A 15,571-nucleotide genomic window follows, 5' to 3' on the forward strand; every position below is an offset into this window, starting at 1 on the left:
GCTGCCCCGGAAGGGGTGGCCCACACGTCAGTCGGTGAAGACGACTTCGCCGTCAGGAGGCCGCGCATCCGAGCTGGACAGCGAGCGCGGCATGCGGGGTCGGCTCGGGCCGCAACTGCGCGAGGGCTTCCCACAGGGGTCCCGTCGGCACAAGCCGGTCACTCGCGGACGGCCGCAGCCAGTACGGGCCCGGGGGAGCGGTGCGGTGGAGGGACGGCAGGATGATCGTGTGGGGAGCGCCCAGGCACACGGCGTGGGTGTGGGGCGCCCACCGGCTGGATGAACCGGGCGGGACCAGCCAGTACAGCCATCCGTTCTCGGGATCCTCGATGACGGGTCCGCAGCCGCCCTGGATCGAGTCCATGACAGCGACGGCGGAACGGGCTTGCAGCCCGGAACTGGTGATGACGACGTCGAAGAGGTTGCCCCCGAGACGCACGCGGCTGTCGCGGAGCGCTTCGACGGCAAGGAGGGCTCGTATCACCTCGGCGAGGTCTGCCGGACCGGCAGACTCCATCAGTTGGCTCATTACCGCGGCGCCGGTGACCCCAGGGGTCTCCACCGCGGTGGCCGGCGCGGTCACAGGTTCACCGTGCCCGGCCGCATCGTGGCGCGGACGGTCTTGCCCTTGCAGTCCGGGCGGACGAACCAGGTGAGCGCCGCGCCGGCCTGCTGAACGTCCCCGAGGCCGCGTCCCGGGCCGGCGGCGAGGGCTGTGTCGAAGCCGGGGAATGTCGGGTTGGGGTCCGTGACGTCGATGAGGAGCTCGTGGGCTTCTGTCACGCGGAAGTAGACTGAGAGGCTCTGCCCGCTTGCCTCGGGGTTTAGGCCGTAGCGCACGGCGTTGTCGACGAGGCAGTGCACAACGTCGATCGCGGTGTGCACGCTGCCGGGCCAGCCCAGCATCGTGAGCAGTGTCCGCCCCTTGATACGGGCGATGTTCACCGCGGTGGCGTCGGCGGGCAGGGGTAACAGCATTTCTCGTAAGACCGGGGCGGTGACCGCGGCGGGTTGCATGTCGAAGGGTCCTTTGGTGAGGGGGAGGGAGCACCAGGTGGTCGTTCCGTCGGGGCTGACTCCCCAGGTTTCGGCCAGGGACTCGACGAGGAGGAGGCCTCGGCCGCCCTCGTCGTCGGGGCCGGCATGGCGCAGTACGGGCAGGTCCGGACAGCCGTCACGGACCTTGATCACGACGTGATCGTCGTGGATGGACAGACGGAAACCGATGTCGGGTGCGCGTGCCTGGCCATGGTCGCGATCTACCGGCACGATCTGGCGGTGTTCGGCCGAGTACCGATCGGCTACCCGATCGCCGTCGTGGTCGGGACTCCGGTGCTCGCCGTTCTCGCGGGCTGGCTGCTGGCCGTTCGCGAGCCGACGGCCATCGCGCGGCGGATGGGGGATTGACTTGCTCCCCCTCCTGAAGTTTCCCAACGGAGTCCTGAAGGAGGGAGATGGCCTGCTCGCTCGGTGCTGTGCCGCTACGCGGCACGGCCATCGGGCGGGCTTCCGTGGCTTCCTGTTTCGTCGCGCTGCGCCAGAACGGGTTCTGGTCTTACCTGCGCTCCGCAGGCTGTCACCGCCAGTCCGGCGGCCTTGATGTTCTTCGCGGCGTTGTGGTCCCTGTCGGCGTACTCGACGTGCTGGGCGAGGACCCGTTCGGCGATCCTCACCGTCCGTCCGCAGCCCGGATCGAGCTGGTCACCTGTCCCGAAACCGTCGTTCTTACCGGCCTGTTCGCCTCACCCCACTGGCGAGACCACCCCCAGTTGCCGACCGAAGCGGCACGACGCCTCGGCATAGCTCCCCAGCAATTCCCGTGAGCAGGGTCGGGGACGGTCCCAACTAACGGCTCAAGAACCGGCTCGCCGCCATCGAACGAGAGCGGGACGACGCAGCCTGACAACGTGGTCGACAATGACCGCATGGATGTCACCGAGCTGCTCGAATCGGCTTCCCTCCTGGTCCCGGAAGAGATCGCTACCGAAAACGACATCTCGGTGCGAGACGTCTGGGACCACCTAGCCCACGACGAATGGCAGATCGCTCTGAGCCTGCTGGAGGAGCTCGGGGACGGGCATCCGCTGCCCCTGACGTTCTGGGAGCAGCTTGCCGAGGCGGCTGAGCAACTTGGCCTTGAGCGGAGCGCGGCTTGGTGCCACTGGCGATGCTCCGAGATCCGAAACGGAATGATCCGGGCGGATCTGACGCTCCGTCCAGCCACAGAGGCGCGACGCAAGACACCAATCTCCGGTCACGGTGTTCTGCGGCCCATGTGGGACATCGGGAACCTCTCACCCACCGGGGGTGCTTCGGTGAGCATCGCCGGGCTCTGGGTTGAGGACATGCCTGTTCTGGAACCTGGCGGCCGAGCCACTGTCCGCCTCATTCCCCTCACCCCCACTCACTGGACGCACGTCAAAACCGGCCAACAGATCAACATGCACGAGGACCGAACCGTGGCCGGCACCGCAGTCGTGCTGGAGGTTCACCTCCCTGCCACCGCCATGCCCACGAGATGACGCGACTGTCCTGACCTCGCGCTGGTGCAGATATCTCCGTACTTGGTGGAGCACTCACAGAAGTACGTCGACAGCGCCGCTCGCTCGGCGAGAGCGACTACATCCACCTGCTGGACGGCGCCCACCACCTGCTCAAGGCCCCGCTGATCGTGGTGTGGGACCGGCTGAGCACCCACACCTCCAAGGCGATGCAGGCGCTCGTGGCCGGCCGGGACTGGCTGACGGTGGTCCTGCTGACCGGGTATGCGCCCGAGCTCAACCCGGTCGAGGGCCTGTGGGCGCATATCAAGCGCAGCCTGGCCAACCTGGCCGCCCGCACCCTCAGCGAGCTGGAGACTTTGCTACGGCGGCGGCTCAAGGCGCTTCAGTACCGGCACAGCATCTTCGGCGGATTCCTCGCCGGAACGGGCCTCGCTCTCGACAGACCGAACTGACCCTAAAACGTCGAAGTCAGTAGGCTGGCGCGGTGACTGATGAGCAGGAGCGGGTGCAGCCGTCGGGAGTGTGGGCCACGGCGGTGGGGGTGGCCAGGGTGCGGGCGCTGGAGACCGAGCGGGAGAACGCGCTGTTCCGCGACCCACTGGCACAGGCCTTCGCCACCGCCGGCGGCCTGGGGCCCTCCTCGCCGCCGCTGCCCGGTGACGAGGCCGCGCGACGCCGCCGGTTGGGCGTGGCGTTCTCCATCGTCATCAGGACGAAGTTCCTCGACGACCTGTTGCAGCAGGCCTCCGCGTCCGGGGTCCGGCAGGTCGTGCTGCTCGGCGCCGGCATGGACAGCCGGGCCTTTCGGATGGACTGGCCCGAGGGCACCCGACTGTTCGAGGTCGACACCGCCGCGCCACTGGACTTCAAGGCTTCGGTGCTGCGCCAGGAGCGGGCCGTCGCACGCTGCGAGCGGATCACCGTCGCGGTGGATCTGCGTGAGGACTGGCCAGGCGCGCTGGCCGCCGCAGGGCACGACCCGACCGTGCCGACCGTGTGGATCGCCGAAGGACTGCTGATCTATCTGCCCGAGGACGCGGTGGAGCTGCTGCTGGCCCGGATCAGCGCGCAGTCGGCGGCAGGCAGTCGGATGGGGCTGACGTTGGGCTCGCGCGGCGTGATCGAGCGCTTCGGCGCGGACGCCGTGCCGGGATCGGCGGCGTCCATGTGGGTCTCGGAGATGCCCGACGACCCGGTGGGCTGGCTGGCCGGGCACGGCTGGGAGGCCGGCAGCCACACCCTGCGCGAGCGCGCTGCCGCCTACGGCCGCCCGATCAGCACCCCGCCGCAGCGCGAGGAGCGGCCCGGCGGACTGATCTCGGCGGTCCGCCGGTAGAGCGCCTCCCGGTTCCCTAGATGATCGATTCCAAGGGGGCCTGATGAGTGGAGCCAGGTTCATGCGCGCACTGACCGCCTACGACCACTAAACCCCTTGGAATCGATCATCTAGAGGCATCTAGAGGCAATACTGGTGATTTAGGTTGTTTTCCGGCAGGTCGGCCTGGTCTTGGTCGGCCCGACCAGGGGCACGCGGGGGTGTCCGGCCGGGGCGGATTGTGGTGCTCGGCGCGTTTGAGCTTCCAGTTGGACAAGACGCTGGCCGCACGCGGTGTTCCAGTGGCTGAGCGGGAGCTGCAGTGCGGGGGAGTGTGCCGGGATGCTGGTGTTGTGGCGTGGATGCATCTTCGGATGTGTAACGGCCGGCGGGAGGCGGTCCATGAGCGTCGCGAGGACGAAGAACGTCATATCGCGCCCATGAGTGACGAGCACAAGGCGTACCAGGAACGCATCCTGCGGGCCGCGGAGGAAGGCGGCTTCAGCGGCGAGAGTGAGGTCCGCACCCGGGTGGGCCACAGTTGGATCCAGACGGACACCCTCGCCGAAGGCGAAGGTGGCTGCTTCATCGGCTGGGAGGTGCAGCTGTCCGCTGCTGGCGGCGAAGGGCCGCGCAGCGTCCGCTCCCGCGTCACGAAAGCTGAGAAGAACGGGATCACGCCGGCTTGGCGCACCGACCGTGCCGCCTACGCCCACCGCAACGACACCCTGTGGACCCGTGGCGACAAGCTGCCCGCCTTTGTCATCGCCAAGACTGCGCCAGTGGAGGGGCCATCTGATCTTGCGAGGACATGCGTCTCATCCGTTCCGTGGGCTTCGAGGGGTGCAGAGAGCGACTGGCGGCAGAGTTCTGGACCGCCTCGTCAAGAACCCTACGGATTTCTGGAACGACATGTCAAGAATGCTCGGATGGCCTGCGAACCGGCCCCCTGGGACGCCCGCCAGGCACTGGCGGTCGCGCGGTCAGTCCTGCGCCGGTTCGGCCTTGTGGCGAAACAGAGTCCGGTACTCCTGGGGGGACGTGCCGAGATGCCGGTGGAAGGCGGCCCGCAGGGAAGCCGGAGCGCCGAAGCCGGTAAGGCGGCCGACCTGCTCGACGGGCACAGCGCTCGCCTCCAGCAGTTCGCGTGCCCGGTCGATCCGCGCGTCGGTCAGCCAGGCCATCGGCGTAGTGCCGGTCTCCTCGCGGAAGCGGCGGATGAACGTCCGCCGGGACATATGGGCGTGCTCCGCGAGGTCGTCGACCGTGAAGGTGGCCGCGAGGTTGTCGAGCATCCACTCGCGCAGGGGAGCAAGCTCGTCTCCGCTGGCTTCGGGACGGAACTGTTCGATGAACTGTGCCTGGCCTCCCCGTCGCCGTGGCGGCGCGACGAGGTCCCGCGCGCGGGTGTTCGCCGCCGCCGCACCCAGGTCGGTGCGGATCAGGTGCAGGCACAGATCGATCCCCGCCGTCACGCCGGCGGACGTGAGGATGTCGCCGTCGTCGACGTAGAGCTGGTTCGGCAGGACATCGACGTGCGGGTAGCGCCGTCGCAGTTGCTCGGCATGCCGCCAGTGCGTGGTGGCGGGGCGCCCGTCGAGCAGTCCGGCCGCGGCGAGGGCGAAGACCCCGGTGCAGATGGAGACGAGCCGGGCGCCCCGGGCGTGAGCCGCCCGCAGCGCCGTCAGGATTCCCGGTGAGTGGGTCGTGTCGATGTCGTCGTAGCCCGGGATGATCACGGTCTCGGCGTCCTCCAGTGCTTCGAGGCCGGCTGCGACAGTGATCGCGAACCCGGACACGGGCACAGGTCCGGGACCGTTGTCGGCGCACACGGTCAGCTTGTAGTGCGGGTCGGTCGAGAAGATCTGCGTCGCGGCGCCGAATTCGAGCGCGAGCACACCGGGCAGCACGAGCACGGCGACATGGTGTCTGTTAGTCATAGTGGCACGACAGTAGCGATGATTGGCATCCGTGCCACTTTTCGCGCGAGATCCGCTCTCGTAGCGTCGAGTCATGACAGGCATTCCCGCCCTCTCGAACAGGCTGCACGACGGCGTACTCGCTCTCCCTTCCGGGCCGCTAGTCGAGGCGAGCCTCGCCGCCGCCCGCGCCGCGGTGCATCCGTCCGTGCTGAACCACTGCATCCGCGGCTTCTACTGGTCCCGCCTGTTCGCCGCCCACAAGGGCGTTCTGAACGACGCGGAGTACAACGAGGAACTCCTCTTCGCCGCAAACGTGTTGCACGACCTGGGCACCGGGCCGGATGCACCGGGCCTGCTCCGGTTCGAGATCGAGAGCGCCGATCTCGCCGCCGCTCTGCTGACCGCCTGGGCTGGGGACGGCACGCCGTCCAGCGGTACGCTCGGGCCGTCCGCTGGCAGGACATGGCCAAGGGCCATATGCGCCAACTCCCCAACAAATTCGCCCCGTTCAAGCCCTATCTGGCACATCCGTGGGCTGAAGCCGACGGGACGGTGACCATCCTCGGTCTCCACGGGGGGATCACCTCCCGCGCCTTTCGCGGCCGCTACTCCACCGTCCGTGATGGGATCCGGCGTGGCCAGCATCAGCAAGAAGGCTTCACGCCTGCCCCGCCACCGCCGTCGGTGCGGCAGGTGACCAGCTGGCTCACCCGGCACCCGGCACCCGGCAGAAGAGAAACCGCATCGGAAGGCCGTTCTCGACCGCTGCCCGGAACTGGCGTCTGCAGCGGAACTGACCAGTTCATTCGCGAGGATGCTCACGACACTGAAGCGGCACCCGCCTGCCGGACTGGATCACCGAGGGCGCAGAGGCCAGTCTGCCCGGCCTCAGCAGTTTCGCCGTCGGCCTGCATGGCGACTTCGACGCGGTGACGGCCGGGCTGACCACCGACTGACGGCTCGGGTACCGCGTGAAGGCGTTCTGCCGTACAAGATGTCCGCACCTGACCGGGGCGGGTGGGCGCGCGCTGGTGGTGCCGTGGCGTTCTCCTGGTTGCTGTCGCATCGGTCAGACGCAATCGCAATCAGACGACGCTTTCAGTGATCGTGTCGGGCTCTTTCGGCGGCACGGTGGACGCTGGGTGCCGTGTGGTGCCGTTGCTTGGTGCGAAGTGTCCTTCGTCGGTGCCGGCCCAGTGGGTTGTGGGTGTGTCGTCGGTTGTGGCCCGGTGTGGTGTGGGGCGGTCATTGCCGGACAGGTGCGGGGTCGGGGCGGTCTGGGGCTGGGGCGGTGCGGGGGCCGCCGGGCGTTGTCTGGTGGTGTGGAAGGCCAGCAGGACTGCGGAACCCGCGGCCCACAGGATGAGTGTCGCCAGCGGGGCGAGGACGTGGGAGCTCCGGAAGTAGCTGAGGTCGGTGATGGCGCGGACGGCGGCGCCGGGGGGCAGCAGCTCCGACAGAGTCCGGGCTCCGCTGGGCATCAGGTCGGTGCCGACGGTTGCGCCGCTGGTGGAGTTGCCGACGGTCAGCAGCAGCAGGGTGGCGAGGGGGATGCCGAGGGGGCCGACGTAGGTGGCCAGCATTTTCGTGGTGAAGGCTGCGGCGGCGGCCAGCAGGGCCAGGACGAAGGCGAGGGGGAGGTAGGAGGCGGGGACGGCGTCGAGGATGGGGCCGGCGATGGCGGCTGCGACGAGGCCTGATGCGGCGGCGAAGCCAGCCATGAGGGTGAAACGGTGCCGCAGGTGTAGCAGGTTGCTGAGTCCCACCACGCTCTGGGCGAGGGCGAAGCCGGAGAGGGTCACTCCGAAGGAGACGTAGAACCCGGCCAGGCCGCGGGCGTCATACCGGTGGAGCGGCACGATGTCGGAGACGCTGAGGTGTTGGTCGGCGCCGTGTGCGTAGGCCGTGGCGAGCTTGGTGACCGCGGTGGTCGTCGACAGGCCGTTTGCGCTTGCGACATCGAGTTTGAGGTCTTTGCCGTGAGGGCCGGTGCCGAGCACGGCCACGATGTCGCGGTGGCGCAGTGCGTCGCGTGCCTCGGTGGTGGAGTTGGCGCGCCGGACGTCGATCGAGTCGCCCAGGGCCTGCTGGACCTTGTTCGCCAGCTGTGGTCCCGTGACCGCCACGGGGATCCGGTGGGGCTGGGGGTCGCGCATGAGTCCGACGTAGCAGCTGACGAACGCAGAGACGATGACCAGGCCGATCAGGAACGGCTGCAGCCAGACGCGGATGGGACGGCGGCGCCGGTGATGTGGGGGGTGGGGCTGGGGATGCACTCCGGGTTTCTCCATGACTGGTGGGTGATCGACGACCGTGGGACCGTTCGGGGTGACCGCTGGGTGGCTCACCGCCGGGCCACGCCCTCGAACCGGGCGGCGGTGGCGACGGCCTCGGCGACCGCGGGGGCCACTCGCGGGTCGAAGGGGGAGGGGATGATGTGGTCGGGGCGCAGTTCGTCGGCGACCACGGAAGCGAGGGCATCGGCGGCGGCGAGTTTCATGCCGGGGGTGATACGGCCGGCGCGGACGAGGAGGGCTCCGGCGAAGATGCCGGGAAACGCGAGGACGTTGTTGATCTGGTTGGGGTAGTCGCTGCGGCCGGTGGCCACGACGGCCGCGTAGTTGCGGGCGATGTCGGGGTGGATTTCCGGGGTGGGGTTGGCCATGGCGAAGATGAACGCTCCCTTGGCCATGGTGGCGACTGCGGTTTCGGGGACCGTGCCGCCGGAGACGCCGATGAAGACGTCGGTGCCGGCGAGGGCGTCCTGCAGGGTGCCGGTGAGCCCAGCCCGGTTGGTGTTGAGCGCGAGGTCGCGCTTGACGTCGGTCAGGTCGGTGCGGCCGCGGTGGATGATGCCGGTCCGGTCGGCGACGGCGATGTCCCCGATGCCTGCCTCTATGAGGATCTTGGCGATGGCGACGCCGGCCGCGCCGGCGCCGGAGATGACCGCGCGCAGGTCGGCGAGGTCGCGGCCGGTGAGCCGGGCGGCGTTGCGCAGGGCGGCCAGGGTGACGACGGCCGTGCCGTGCTGGTCGTCGTGGAAGACGGGGATGTCGAGGCGCTCCTGGAGCCTGCGTTCGATCTCGAAGCACCGAGGGGCGGAGATGTCCTCGAGATTGATGCCGCCGAAGGAGGGGGCGAGGCGGGCCACCGTTTCCACGATCTCGTCCACATCGGTGGTGGCCAGTGCGACGGGGACCGCGTCCACGTTGCCGAACTGCTTGAACAGGACCGCTTTGCCTTCCATGACGGGCAGGGAGGCCTGCGGTCCGATGTCGCCCAGGCCGAGCACGGCGGAGCCGTCGGTGACGACCGCGACGGTGTGGGAGGCCCAGGTGTAGTCGTGGACGAGTTCGGGCTGCTCGGCGATCGCGGTGCACACCTCGGCGACGCCGGGGGTGTAGGCGAGGGAGAGGTCGTCGCTGTCGCGCAGCGGCACGGTCGATGTGATCGCCATCTTGCCGCGGCGGTGCAGCGCGAAGACCGGCTTGCTGTCCCGGTCGGCGGCTTCGCGGTGCTCGGCTGACGTGGCGCTTTCTGCGTTCATGACTGCTGTTCCTTCGTGCGCGTCGCGCCTGCCTGCCCTGGGCAGACAGGCGCGAGGGCTGCGGTGGGGGGTCCGTTTTCCCGGGCTGGTGCCGTACGGGACGGCGCGGTTGCTCGCGGGCGGCCGGCCGGGACGGGCAGGCGCCCGTGGCGGTGGGCCGGCGCCGTGCACTGTCGTGCCGGCGCCGTGCACCGTGGTGCCGGGGGCCTTGCGGCCGGGCCCGGACTGGGCCGTGGCGCGGCCGCCCTGCCGGGCCACGGTGCCGGTCATGGGGGGCCGGTCACGGTGGGCGCCGTGTTACCCGGCATCCGTCAATCATCGGCGGGTGTCGGCGGCAGGGGGCGTGGTGTCTGGGGGAGGGGTCCTGCGGTTTTCTTGTGGTGGGGGGCCTGGGGCCGGTCAGCGGCCCTGGAAGTCGACGGCGGGCCGGGGCTGCTTTGCCTTGAAGGCCTTGACGGCGGAGGCGAGGCCCTTGTTGACGTCGTCGGTTTCGAACAGCGGCATGGCGATGTCGAACATCGCCTCGTCCGCCGCCGTGACCCCGCCGACGGCCCAGGCGCGCAGCAGGGCCTTGTGTGCGGCGTAGGCGCGGGTGGGTCCCTTGGCCGCCTTGCGGGCGAAGGCGGTCGCCTCGGCCAGCAGGGTGTCGTCGGCGACGACCCGGTTGACGACACCGGCGTCGGCCATGACGGCGGCGGGCACCTGCTCGGAGGTGAGCGCCCATTCCGCGGCGCGGGCCCGACCTGCCCGTTCGGCCACCCGGTAGATCCCGCCGAGCAGAGTGACGATGCCCAGGGTCTGCTCGGGGTGGCCGAAGCGGGCCGACTCGGCGGCAAAGATCACGTCCGCGCGGAGCGCGAGTTCCAGACCGCCGCCGAAGCACAGCCCGTGGACGGCGGCGATCACCGGCAGCGGGAGGCGCTCCAGCTGGTTGAAGACCTGCATGTAGCGCTCGAAGAGGGTCCGCAGTTCGCGTACGTCCGCATCCGGCCAGTCGACGATGTCGCCGCCGAAGCTGAAGTCCGGGCCCTCGGCGCGCACCAGGACCGCGCGGGCGTCGCTGTGACCGATCGCCTCCAGGGCTTCGGCGAGGTCGGTGGCCATCTGCGGGTCGATGCGGTTCTGCGGCGGGTTGGTCAGGACCAGCGTGGCGAGGCCGTCGTCGATGGAGTAGGTCAGATGGGGCATGGTTCGTCCTTACAGTCTGTCGGTGGCGCTCGTCAGGAGAGGTGCTGGCGGAACCAGTCGAGGGCGGCGATGCTCGCCTGGCCGAACTCGGCGGTGTACGGGTCGAAGTGACCGCCGGGGATCATCTGCAGCCGCTTGGGCTCCAGGGCCTGCTCGAAGGCCGCGAGCCCCGTGTCGGTGAGGGTCACCGTGTCGTTGTCGGCGACCACCATGAGCAGCGGCGTGGGGGAGACCCGGGTGATCCAGGTCCCGGGCTCGTACATGCGGGCCAGCCGGTTGGAGCGGACCGTGACCTCGTTGCTCCACACGCCCTCGGGCTTGGGCTGGAGGTAGAAGTCGATGGCGTCCTGCGTCCGGTAGGACGCGGGCACCGCCGGGTCGTCGCTCACGACGGCCTGGCTGCGGGGGGCCTCGCCGCGCGCCTGGGCGCGCTCGTCCTCGTCGAAGGCCGCCTCCACTTTCACGACCGCTTCCGGCGCGATGCGGCGCCGCCCCTGCTCGAAGCCGCTGATGGTCGGGACCTGGGAGACCACGGCGCGCAGCCGGCGGTCGGTGGCGCCCAGCACGATCGCGTGGCCGCCGGCGTAGCTGGTGCCCCACAGGCCGATCCGGCCGGCGTCGACCTCGGGCCGGCTCTCCAGGTAGGAGATGGCGCGGCGCCAGTCGGCGATCTGCCGCCAGGGGTCGATGTCCTGCCGGGGAAGGCCGTCGCTGACGCCGAAGTTGCGGTGGTCGTGCAGCAGGACGACGAACCCCGCCTCGGCGAAGGCCCGCGCGAAGGGCTCCAGGCCGTGGTCCCTGACCCCGGCGTAGCCGTGGGCCATGGTGATCGCCGGGTGCGGGCCGGGACCGTCCGGCAGGAAGAGCCAGCCGCGCAGCGTGACCCCGCCGTCGGCGTGGAATGCAACATCCTCGCGCTGGACCATTGAACAACCTCCTCGGTGCGACCAGGGCCGGGCCCTGGTGGGAATGACGGATGCGGGGGCTCAGCCCTGGTGGAAGTACTCGGCGTCGAGCACGCCCTCAAGCCTGCGGCCCAGTTCGGCGGAGAACCGGTGGACGGCGCCGAGCGGCCGGTGGTGGATGGCGATCCGGATGATCTGCCCGTCCGCGTCCCTCGTCAGGATCGTCACGCCGTCGATCCGCGTGCCGCCGAACGCGGTGGCCTGCCACTCCACGTAGGAGCGCTCCCCGCTGACGGTCTCCTGGGTGAAGACGAGCGAGTCGTAGATCGTGCTCGCCGCGGCCATCACGTTCTTGACCTGGTCCCGGCCCTCGACCGTGCGGGTGAGCGCGCTGGCCTCCAGCGTCACGCCGGCGGCGAACGCCTCGCTGAACGCGTTGGCCGACTTCTCCTCGAAGGCGTTGGTCCATTTCGACGCGCGCACGGCGGGCAGCACACCGGCCAGGAAGCGGTCGAGGTGGCCCGCGACGGTGGCCGGCTGTTCCAGGTGGGCCCAGTGCCCGGCCTGGCCGGCCGTGACCGTCTCGGGCGTGATGAACCGCGGCGCGATCCCCTGGGCGACCAGCTCGTCGGTGACGAAGCCGTCGTCCTCGCCGCACACGATGAGCACGGGCCCCTTGTACCGGCTGGGCTGCTCGCCCGCCGGGTGCCCGTTGTTCCAGCAGTCGGCGGCGTCCCGCACGGTCTCGGGACGCATCCGCGCGCCGCTCACCACCAGCCGGTCGAGGTCCGCCTCCGCCAGGGCGGCCGACAGCTGCGTCCTGACCGCGCGCTGCGCGTCGCCGTCGCCGCCCAGGGAACGGAAGGTGTCCATCACCTCGTCGGGCTGCCGGGTGCCGGCCAGCGGGATCGGGGTGACCAGGACCAGGCCGAGAGCCCGGTCGGCGCGCTGCGCGGCCACCAGCTCGGCCACCGCCGACCCCATGCTCTGCCCGACGATCACGAAGGGCTTGCCGAGGGCGTCGGCCACGGCGCCCACCTCGTCGGCGAACCGGTCGTAGGTGAACGGCCCGCTCGCCTGCGTGCGGTCCCCGCTCCCGGCCAGGTCGAGGGTGACGCATTCGATGCCGGGGGTGGTGAGTTCGCCGATCAGGCCGTCCCAGACATGCTGGTCGTCCAGGAAGCCGTGGACGAACACCACAGCGAAGTCTCCCTCGCCCTGCCGCCGGAACCGCACATCGCTCGTTCCGATCCGCTCAGTCCTCATTGCTGTGCTCACTTCCGGGGGCGACCCTGACCTCACCCGAGGGGGACCATTCCTTGGTGTTGATCGGGGACCAGTCGGCGGGCTGTCCGTCCAGGCGCTGCATCCGGTGGCCGCGCCTGGCTTCAAGCAGTTCCTTGTCCAGGGGGGTGGTGAAGACGTTCTCGACCAGGGTGTACTCGGCGGCCAGGCGTCCCACGGCCGGCAGGGCGGCGGTGTCGATCCGGCCCCGCTCCAGGTAGAGGTCGTCTCGGACGTGGAAGCGCACCACCCGGCCCCACACAACGTGGTCGACCCCGTCGTCCCCGACGGGAATGATGCGGTCGACGACGCACTCGAAGGAGATCGGAGCATCCTTGACCCGGGGTGCGCGCACGACCTCTGATGGCTCCTTGCCCAGGTCGAGCGCCTCGAACTCGTCCACGTCCGGCTCGAACCCGTACGCCGAACCGTGCATGGCGTCCGCCTGCGGCAGCGTCACCAGGTTGGTGACGAACTCGCCGGTGTCACGGATGTTGATGAAGGTGTCCTTCAGCGTGACGCCGTCCGCCTGCGGCTGCAGTGTGATCGAGACCATGGGCGGCTTCCTGCCGACCGCGGTGAAGAAGGAGATGGGCGCGAGGTTGGCCACGCCCTCGGTCGACACCGTGCTGACCCAGGCCACAGCGCGCGGGATGATGCTTCCGATCAGCAGTTTGTACGCGTGGGCGGCGTCGAGTTCCGCAGCGTCAATGATCATTTGGAGACCTCCATCGGTTACGGCACGGCTCTTGGAGTCAGCTGCGGCGACGCGTGTCGCAGATGCGACCCGCGAGGCGGTGCCGGAGCGGCAGGAAAGGCTGGGCCAACGCTCCTGGCCGAGCCCTCTATGAAATAAGTATATGCGCTTCACCTATGTCGAACAGTCCGAGGCTCGGAGTCATTCCCCCTGAAAGGTGTCAATTGAGGCGAGATGCGATGAAACGGGCACCGCGACGCTGTGGCGGCAGGGGGGTGAGTCGGTTGCCGACTCCTCCTTGCGTGCAACGTGATCCGCGGGCGGGCGGGCGGCACGGATCGGCTCGGGGTGGCCGCGCTTTCCGGGAGTCCGATGCGGGCCGTCAAGGCAGTGTGCGAACAGGTGTTCCCGCTTTCCATGCGGCGATGTCCTCGACCGCGTCCCGGTAGAAGACCCCGTACAGATCCCGGCTTGCGTAACCGATGTGGGGCGTCACCACAGCGTTTCTCAGTGAACGCAGAGGGTGATTGACCGGCAGGGGTTCGCGATCGAAGACATCCAGCGCCGCTGAACCGATCCTTTTCTCGAACAAAGCTCTGAGCAGTGCTGCCTCGTCCACCCGGGCCCGCGCGAGGTGTTCACCAAAATCGCCGTCGACTTCATGAGTCCCAGTTCGCGCTCACCGACGAGGCCTCGGGTGCGCTCACTGAGTATTACGTGAATGCTCAGAACATCGGAGCGCCTGAAAAATTCGTCTCGCGAAACGTATTCCGTTCCTTTTGCCTGCGCGTCCGCCGGCGTCAGGTTCTGGCTCCAGGCAATGGTCTGCATGCCGAAAGCGCTCCCGATCTCCGCTACCGCGGTCCCCAAACGCCCGAGGCTCAGAACTCCCAGCGTGGCACCCCTCAGGCTCACCCCCAGCCCCTCTTGCTAGCCGCCTCGGCGAACGGAGTCCACCTGTTGCGGGATCAAGCGTGCAGCGGAAAGGATGAGCCCCAGGTGAGTTCCACTGTCGGATACGAGAAATACCCCGTACCGCAGACGGTGATGCCCAGACGATGCGCGGCATCCAGGTCGATTGCCGTGTTGACCGGCCCGGTGGTGACGAGCAATTTCAGGCGTGGCAATTTACTGAGGGTCGAGGACAGAAAGGGGGTCCGCTCTCGCATGGCCACCGCTACCTCATACTCGGCGAGCGCCGTCACGGCGGCCCCCTCGTTTTCGAAGGCTTCGGTGAAGACATGCACCTCGGCGTGGAGCGAATCCCAGTCGGCCAGGCCCCGTGCAACGCTTTGATAGTCGTCCAGAATCGCGATTCTCATGCGAATTCCTGTCACTTTTGCCGATCGCGCCGATGCGTCGGTGGGTGGGGTTGGATCTTCGTGGCGGCGCAGTTGCTCCGGCGAGGGCCGTAACGGTGCGAGGGGCAGACGTCTCGACTTATTACAGGTTCGCACTTGCACCCCGGCATGAGGAATCACGTGCGGCACGTGGTCTCTGTGACCGTGGCTGGTTCTTCTGTACGTGGCGACGCCGGATCCACTGCTACGCACGGCACGGGATGACAGGCGAGGGGGCGCTGCTTCGATGATTCTGCCTCCGTACGCACAGAACCACCAGATCAAAGCGGGTAGGTCCGAACCTGGCTGTCCATCTGCGGCGCAGTCTGCAGTGAGGGTGTATTGCGGGCCGGTCCAAAAGAGTGGAGATCGCTATGAGTTCTCAGGCATCACAGGATTTCGTCTGGTGACGCAGGATGTGCTCACCGTCGCTGGGCTGCTCGACGATGATGGCTGGAGTCGCTCCAGCGGCGCTGAAGGCTGGACGGTCAAGGACGTCATCTCGTCCTCGCTCCCCGAGGGCCGCTGAGCCTCGCATGGCCACCCATGAGCGAACGCGTGGCGCCCGCCGTTCACCGGCGCATGGCCGGAATCCTGAAGATGCAGCCCAACTCGTACCGCTCGCTGGAGCATCCATCGGCCTCGACCTGACGGGACTGGCGTCGACGATCGTCGTTGTCCGCCGCGTTGCGGATGCCGTCGTAGTGGAGGACAGCAGCACAGCTCCAGCTCCTGAAGCTGTGGTGACGTCATCCACCTTCGACTTCCTGGCCTGGTCGACCACCTGTACTCCGTGGCGTGAAGTGACTCAGGCGACCGGCGACGTCTCCATCGCGGCGAGCTTCCTGGACGAGCTGAACCTGATCTGA

19 protein-coding genes and 1 pseudogene are annotated in these 15,571 nt (G+C 68.8%); 8 read left to right on the forward strand and 12 right to left on the reverse strand.

The features are described from left to right. Window positions 1-52: 52 nt before the first annotated feature. Together ABT114_RS46105 and ABT114_RS46110 are read right to left on the reverse strand one after the other, a co-directional pair. A complete protein-coding gene (locus ABT114_RS46105) occupies window positions 53-583 on the reverse strand; it encodes a hypothetical protein (RefSeq protein ID WP_351152138.1) in 531 nt (176 codons plus the stop codon). After that, window positions 580-1,191, reverse strand: coding sequence for an ATP-binding protein (locus tag ABT114_RS46110; protein ID WP_351152141.1), 612 nt, complete (start codon window positions 1,189-1,191; stop codon window positions 580-582). The genes ABT114_RS46105 and ABT114_RS46110 overlap by 4 nt, the downstream gene beginning before the upstream one ends. A 3-nt stretch (window positions 1,192-1,194) precedes the next feature. Here ABT114_RS46110 and ABT114_RS46115 point away from each other — a divergent pair, with 3 nt between their 5' ends. The 5 genes and pseudogenes from ABT114_RS46115 to ABT114_RS46135 all read left to right on the forward strand — a co-directional run bounded on the left by ABT114_RS46115 (window position 1,195) and on the right by ABT114_RS46135 (window position 3,840). Beyond that, window positions 1,195-1,407 (forward strand): hypothetical protein, encoded by a 213-nt coding sequence (locus ABT114_RS46115; RefSeq protein WP_351152144.1) that lies wholly within the window; start codon window positions 1,195-1,197, stop codon window positions 1,405-1,407. Window positions 1,408-1,454: 47 nt separating this feature from the next. After that, window positions 1,455-1,823 (forward strand): hypothetical protein, encoded by a 369-nt coding sequence (locus tag ABT114_RS50800; RefSeq protein WP_502988511.1) that lies wholly within the window; start codon window positions 1,455-1,457, stop codon window positions 1,821-1,823. A 102-nt stretch (window positions 1,824-1,925) separates the two neighbouring features. Beyond that, window positions 1,926-2,522 carry a hypothetical protein gene (locus ABT114_RS46125; RefSeq protein WP_351152252.1) on the forward strand — a complete coding sequence of 199 codons (597 nt, stop codon included), beginning with the start codon at window positions 1,926-1,928 and terminating at the stop codon, window positions 2,520-2,522. A 71-nt stretch (window positions 2,523-2,593) separates the two neighbouring features. Beyond that, window positions 2,594-2,956 (forward strand): annotated as a pseudogene (locus ABT114_RS46130) (transposase); the annotation flags it as partial. 68 nt (window positions 2,957-3,024) lie between these two features. Then, window positions 3,025-3,840, forward strand: a complete 816-nt coding sequence (locus ABT114_RS46135; protein WP_351152258.1) for a class I SAM-dependent methyltransferase — start codon at window positions 3,025-3,027, stop codon at window positions 3,838-3,840. Window positions 3,841-4,802: 962 nt separating this feature from the next. Here ABT114_RS46135 and ABT114_RS46140 read toward each other — a convergent pair. After that, entirely contained in the window at window positions 4,803-5,759 is a 957-nt protein-coding gene (locus ABT114_RS46140) for a GlxA family transcriptional regulator (RefSeq protein ID WP_351152147.1), read from the reverse strand. Window positions 5,760-5,832: 73 nt separating this feature from the next. Here ABT114_RS46140 and ABT114_RS46145 point away from each other — a divergent pair, with 73 nt between their 5' ends. Further along, window positions 5,833-6,297 carry an HD domain-containing protein gene (locus ABT114_RS46145; RefSeq protein WP_351152150.1) on the forward strand — a complete coding sequence of 155 codons (465 nt, stop codon included), beginning with the start codon at window positions 5,833-5,835 and terminating at the stop codon, window positions 6,295-6,297. 529 nt (window positions 6,298-6,826) lie between these two features. Here the strand turns inward: ABT114_RS46145 and ABT114_RS46150 are convergent. The 9 genes from ABT114_RS46150 to ABT114_RS46190 form a co-directional block, all read right to left on the reverse strand. Then, the gene (locus ABT114_RS46150; RefSeq protein WP_351152153.1) at window positions 6,827-8,032 is read right to left on the reverse strand and encodes a hypothetical protein; all 1,206 of its coding nucleotides are present in this window, start codon (window positions 8,030-8,032) and stop codon (window positions 6,827-6,829) included. Between the two features lie 53 nt (window positions 8,033-8,085). Continuing rightward, entirely contained in the window at window positions 8,086-9,288 is a 1,203-nt protein-coding gene (locus tag ABT114_RS46155; RefSeq protein ID WP_351152156.1) for an NAD(P)-dependent malic enzyme, read from the reverse strand. A 399-nt stretch (window positions 9,289-9,687) separates the two neighbouring features. Next, window positions 9,688-10,476 (reverse strand): enoyl-CoA hydratase/isomerase family protein, encoded by a 789-nt coding sequence (locus ABT114_RS46160; protein ID WP_351152159.1) that lies wholly within the window; start codon window positions 10,474-10,476, stop codon window positions 9,688-9,690. A gap of 32 nt (window positions 10,477-10,508) precedes the next feature. After that, a complete protein-coding gene (locus ABT114_RS46165) occupies window positions 10,509-11,402 on the reverse strand; it encodes an alpha/beta hydrolase (protein WP_351152162.1) in 894 nt (297 codons plus the stop codon). A gap of 60 nt (window positions 11,403-11,462) precedes the next feature. Then, window positions 11,463-12,647, reverse strand: coding sequence for an alpha/beta fold hydrolase (locus tag ABT114_RS46170; RefSeq protein ID WP_351152165.1), 1,185 nt, complete (start codon window positions 12,645-12,647; stop codon window positions 11,463-11,465). Next, window positions 12,637-13,383 (reverse strand): flavin reductase family protein, encoded by a 747-nt coding sequence (locus ABT114_RS46175; protein WP_351152168.1) that lies wholly within the window; start codon window positions 13,381-13,383, stop codon window positions 12,637-12,639. The genes ABT114_RS46170 and ABT114_RS46175 overlap by 11 nt, the downstream gene beginning before the upstream one ends. Before the next feature lie 361 nt (window positions 13,384-13,744). Continuing rightward, window positions 13,745-13,981: an NAD(P)-dependent oxidoreductase gene (locus ABT114_RS46180; RefSeq protein ID WP_351152171.1), complete on the reverse strand. Its 237-nt coding sequence runs from the start codon at window positions 13,979-13,981 to the stop codon at window positions 13,745-13,747. Next, complete coding sequence (locus ABT114_RS46185) at window positions 13,870-14,277, reverse strand: NAD(P)-dependent oxidoreductase (RefSeq protein ID WP_351152174.1); 408 nt, start codon at window positions 14,275-14,277, stop codon at window positions 13,870-13,872. The genes ABT114_RS46180 and ABT114_RS46185 overlap by 112 nt, the downstream gene beginning before the upstream one ends. Window positions 14,278-14,330: 53 nt before the next feature. Further along, the gene (locus ABT114_RS46190) at window positions 14,331-14,684 is read right to left on the reverse strand and encodes a Rossmann-fold NAD(P)-binding domain-containing protein (protein WP_351152176.1); all 354 of its coding nucleotides are present in this window, start codon (window positions 14,682-14,684) and stop codon (window positions 14,331-14,333) included. Window positions 14,685-15,108: 424 nt separating this feature from the next. Between ABT114_RS46190 and ABT114_RS46195 the strand changes: the two genes are divergently transcribed. Both ABT114_RS46195 and ABT114_RS46200 read left to right on the forward strand, forming a co-directional pair. Then, complete coding sequence (locus tag ABT114_RS46195) at window positions 15,109-15,231, forward strand: hypothetical protein (RefSeq protein WP_351152178.1); 123 nt, start codon at window positions 15,109-15,111, stop codon at window positions 15,229-15,231. Window positions 15,232-15,238: 7 nt separating this feature from the next. Next, a complete protein-coding gene (locus ABT114_RS46200; protein WP_351152181.1) occupies window positions 15,239-15,571 on the forward strand; it encodes a hypothetical protein in 333 nt (110 codons plus the stop codon).

The organism is Streptomyces sp. NPDC002088 (assembly GCF_040296605.1).
Lineage (GTDB): Bacteria > Actinomycetota > Actinomycetes > Streptomycetales > Streptomycetaceae > Streptomyces.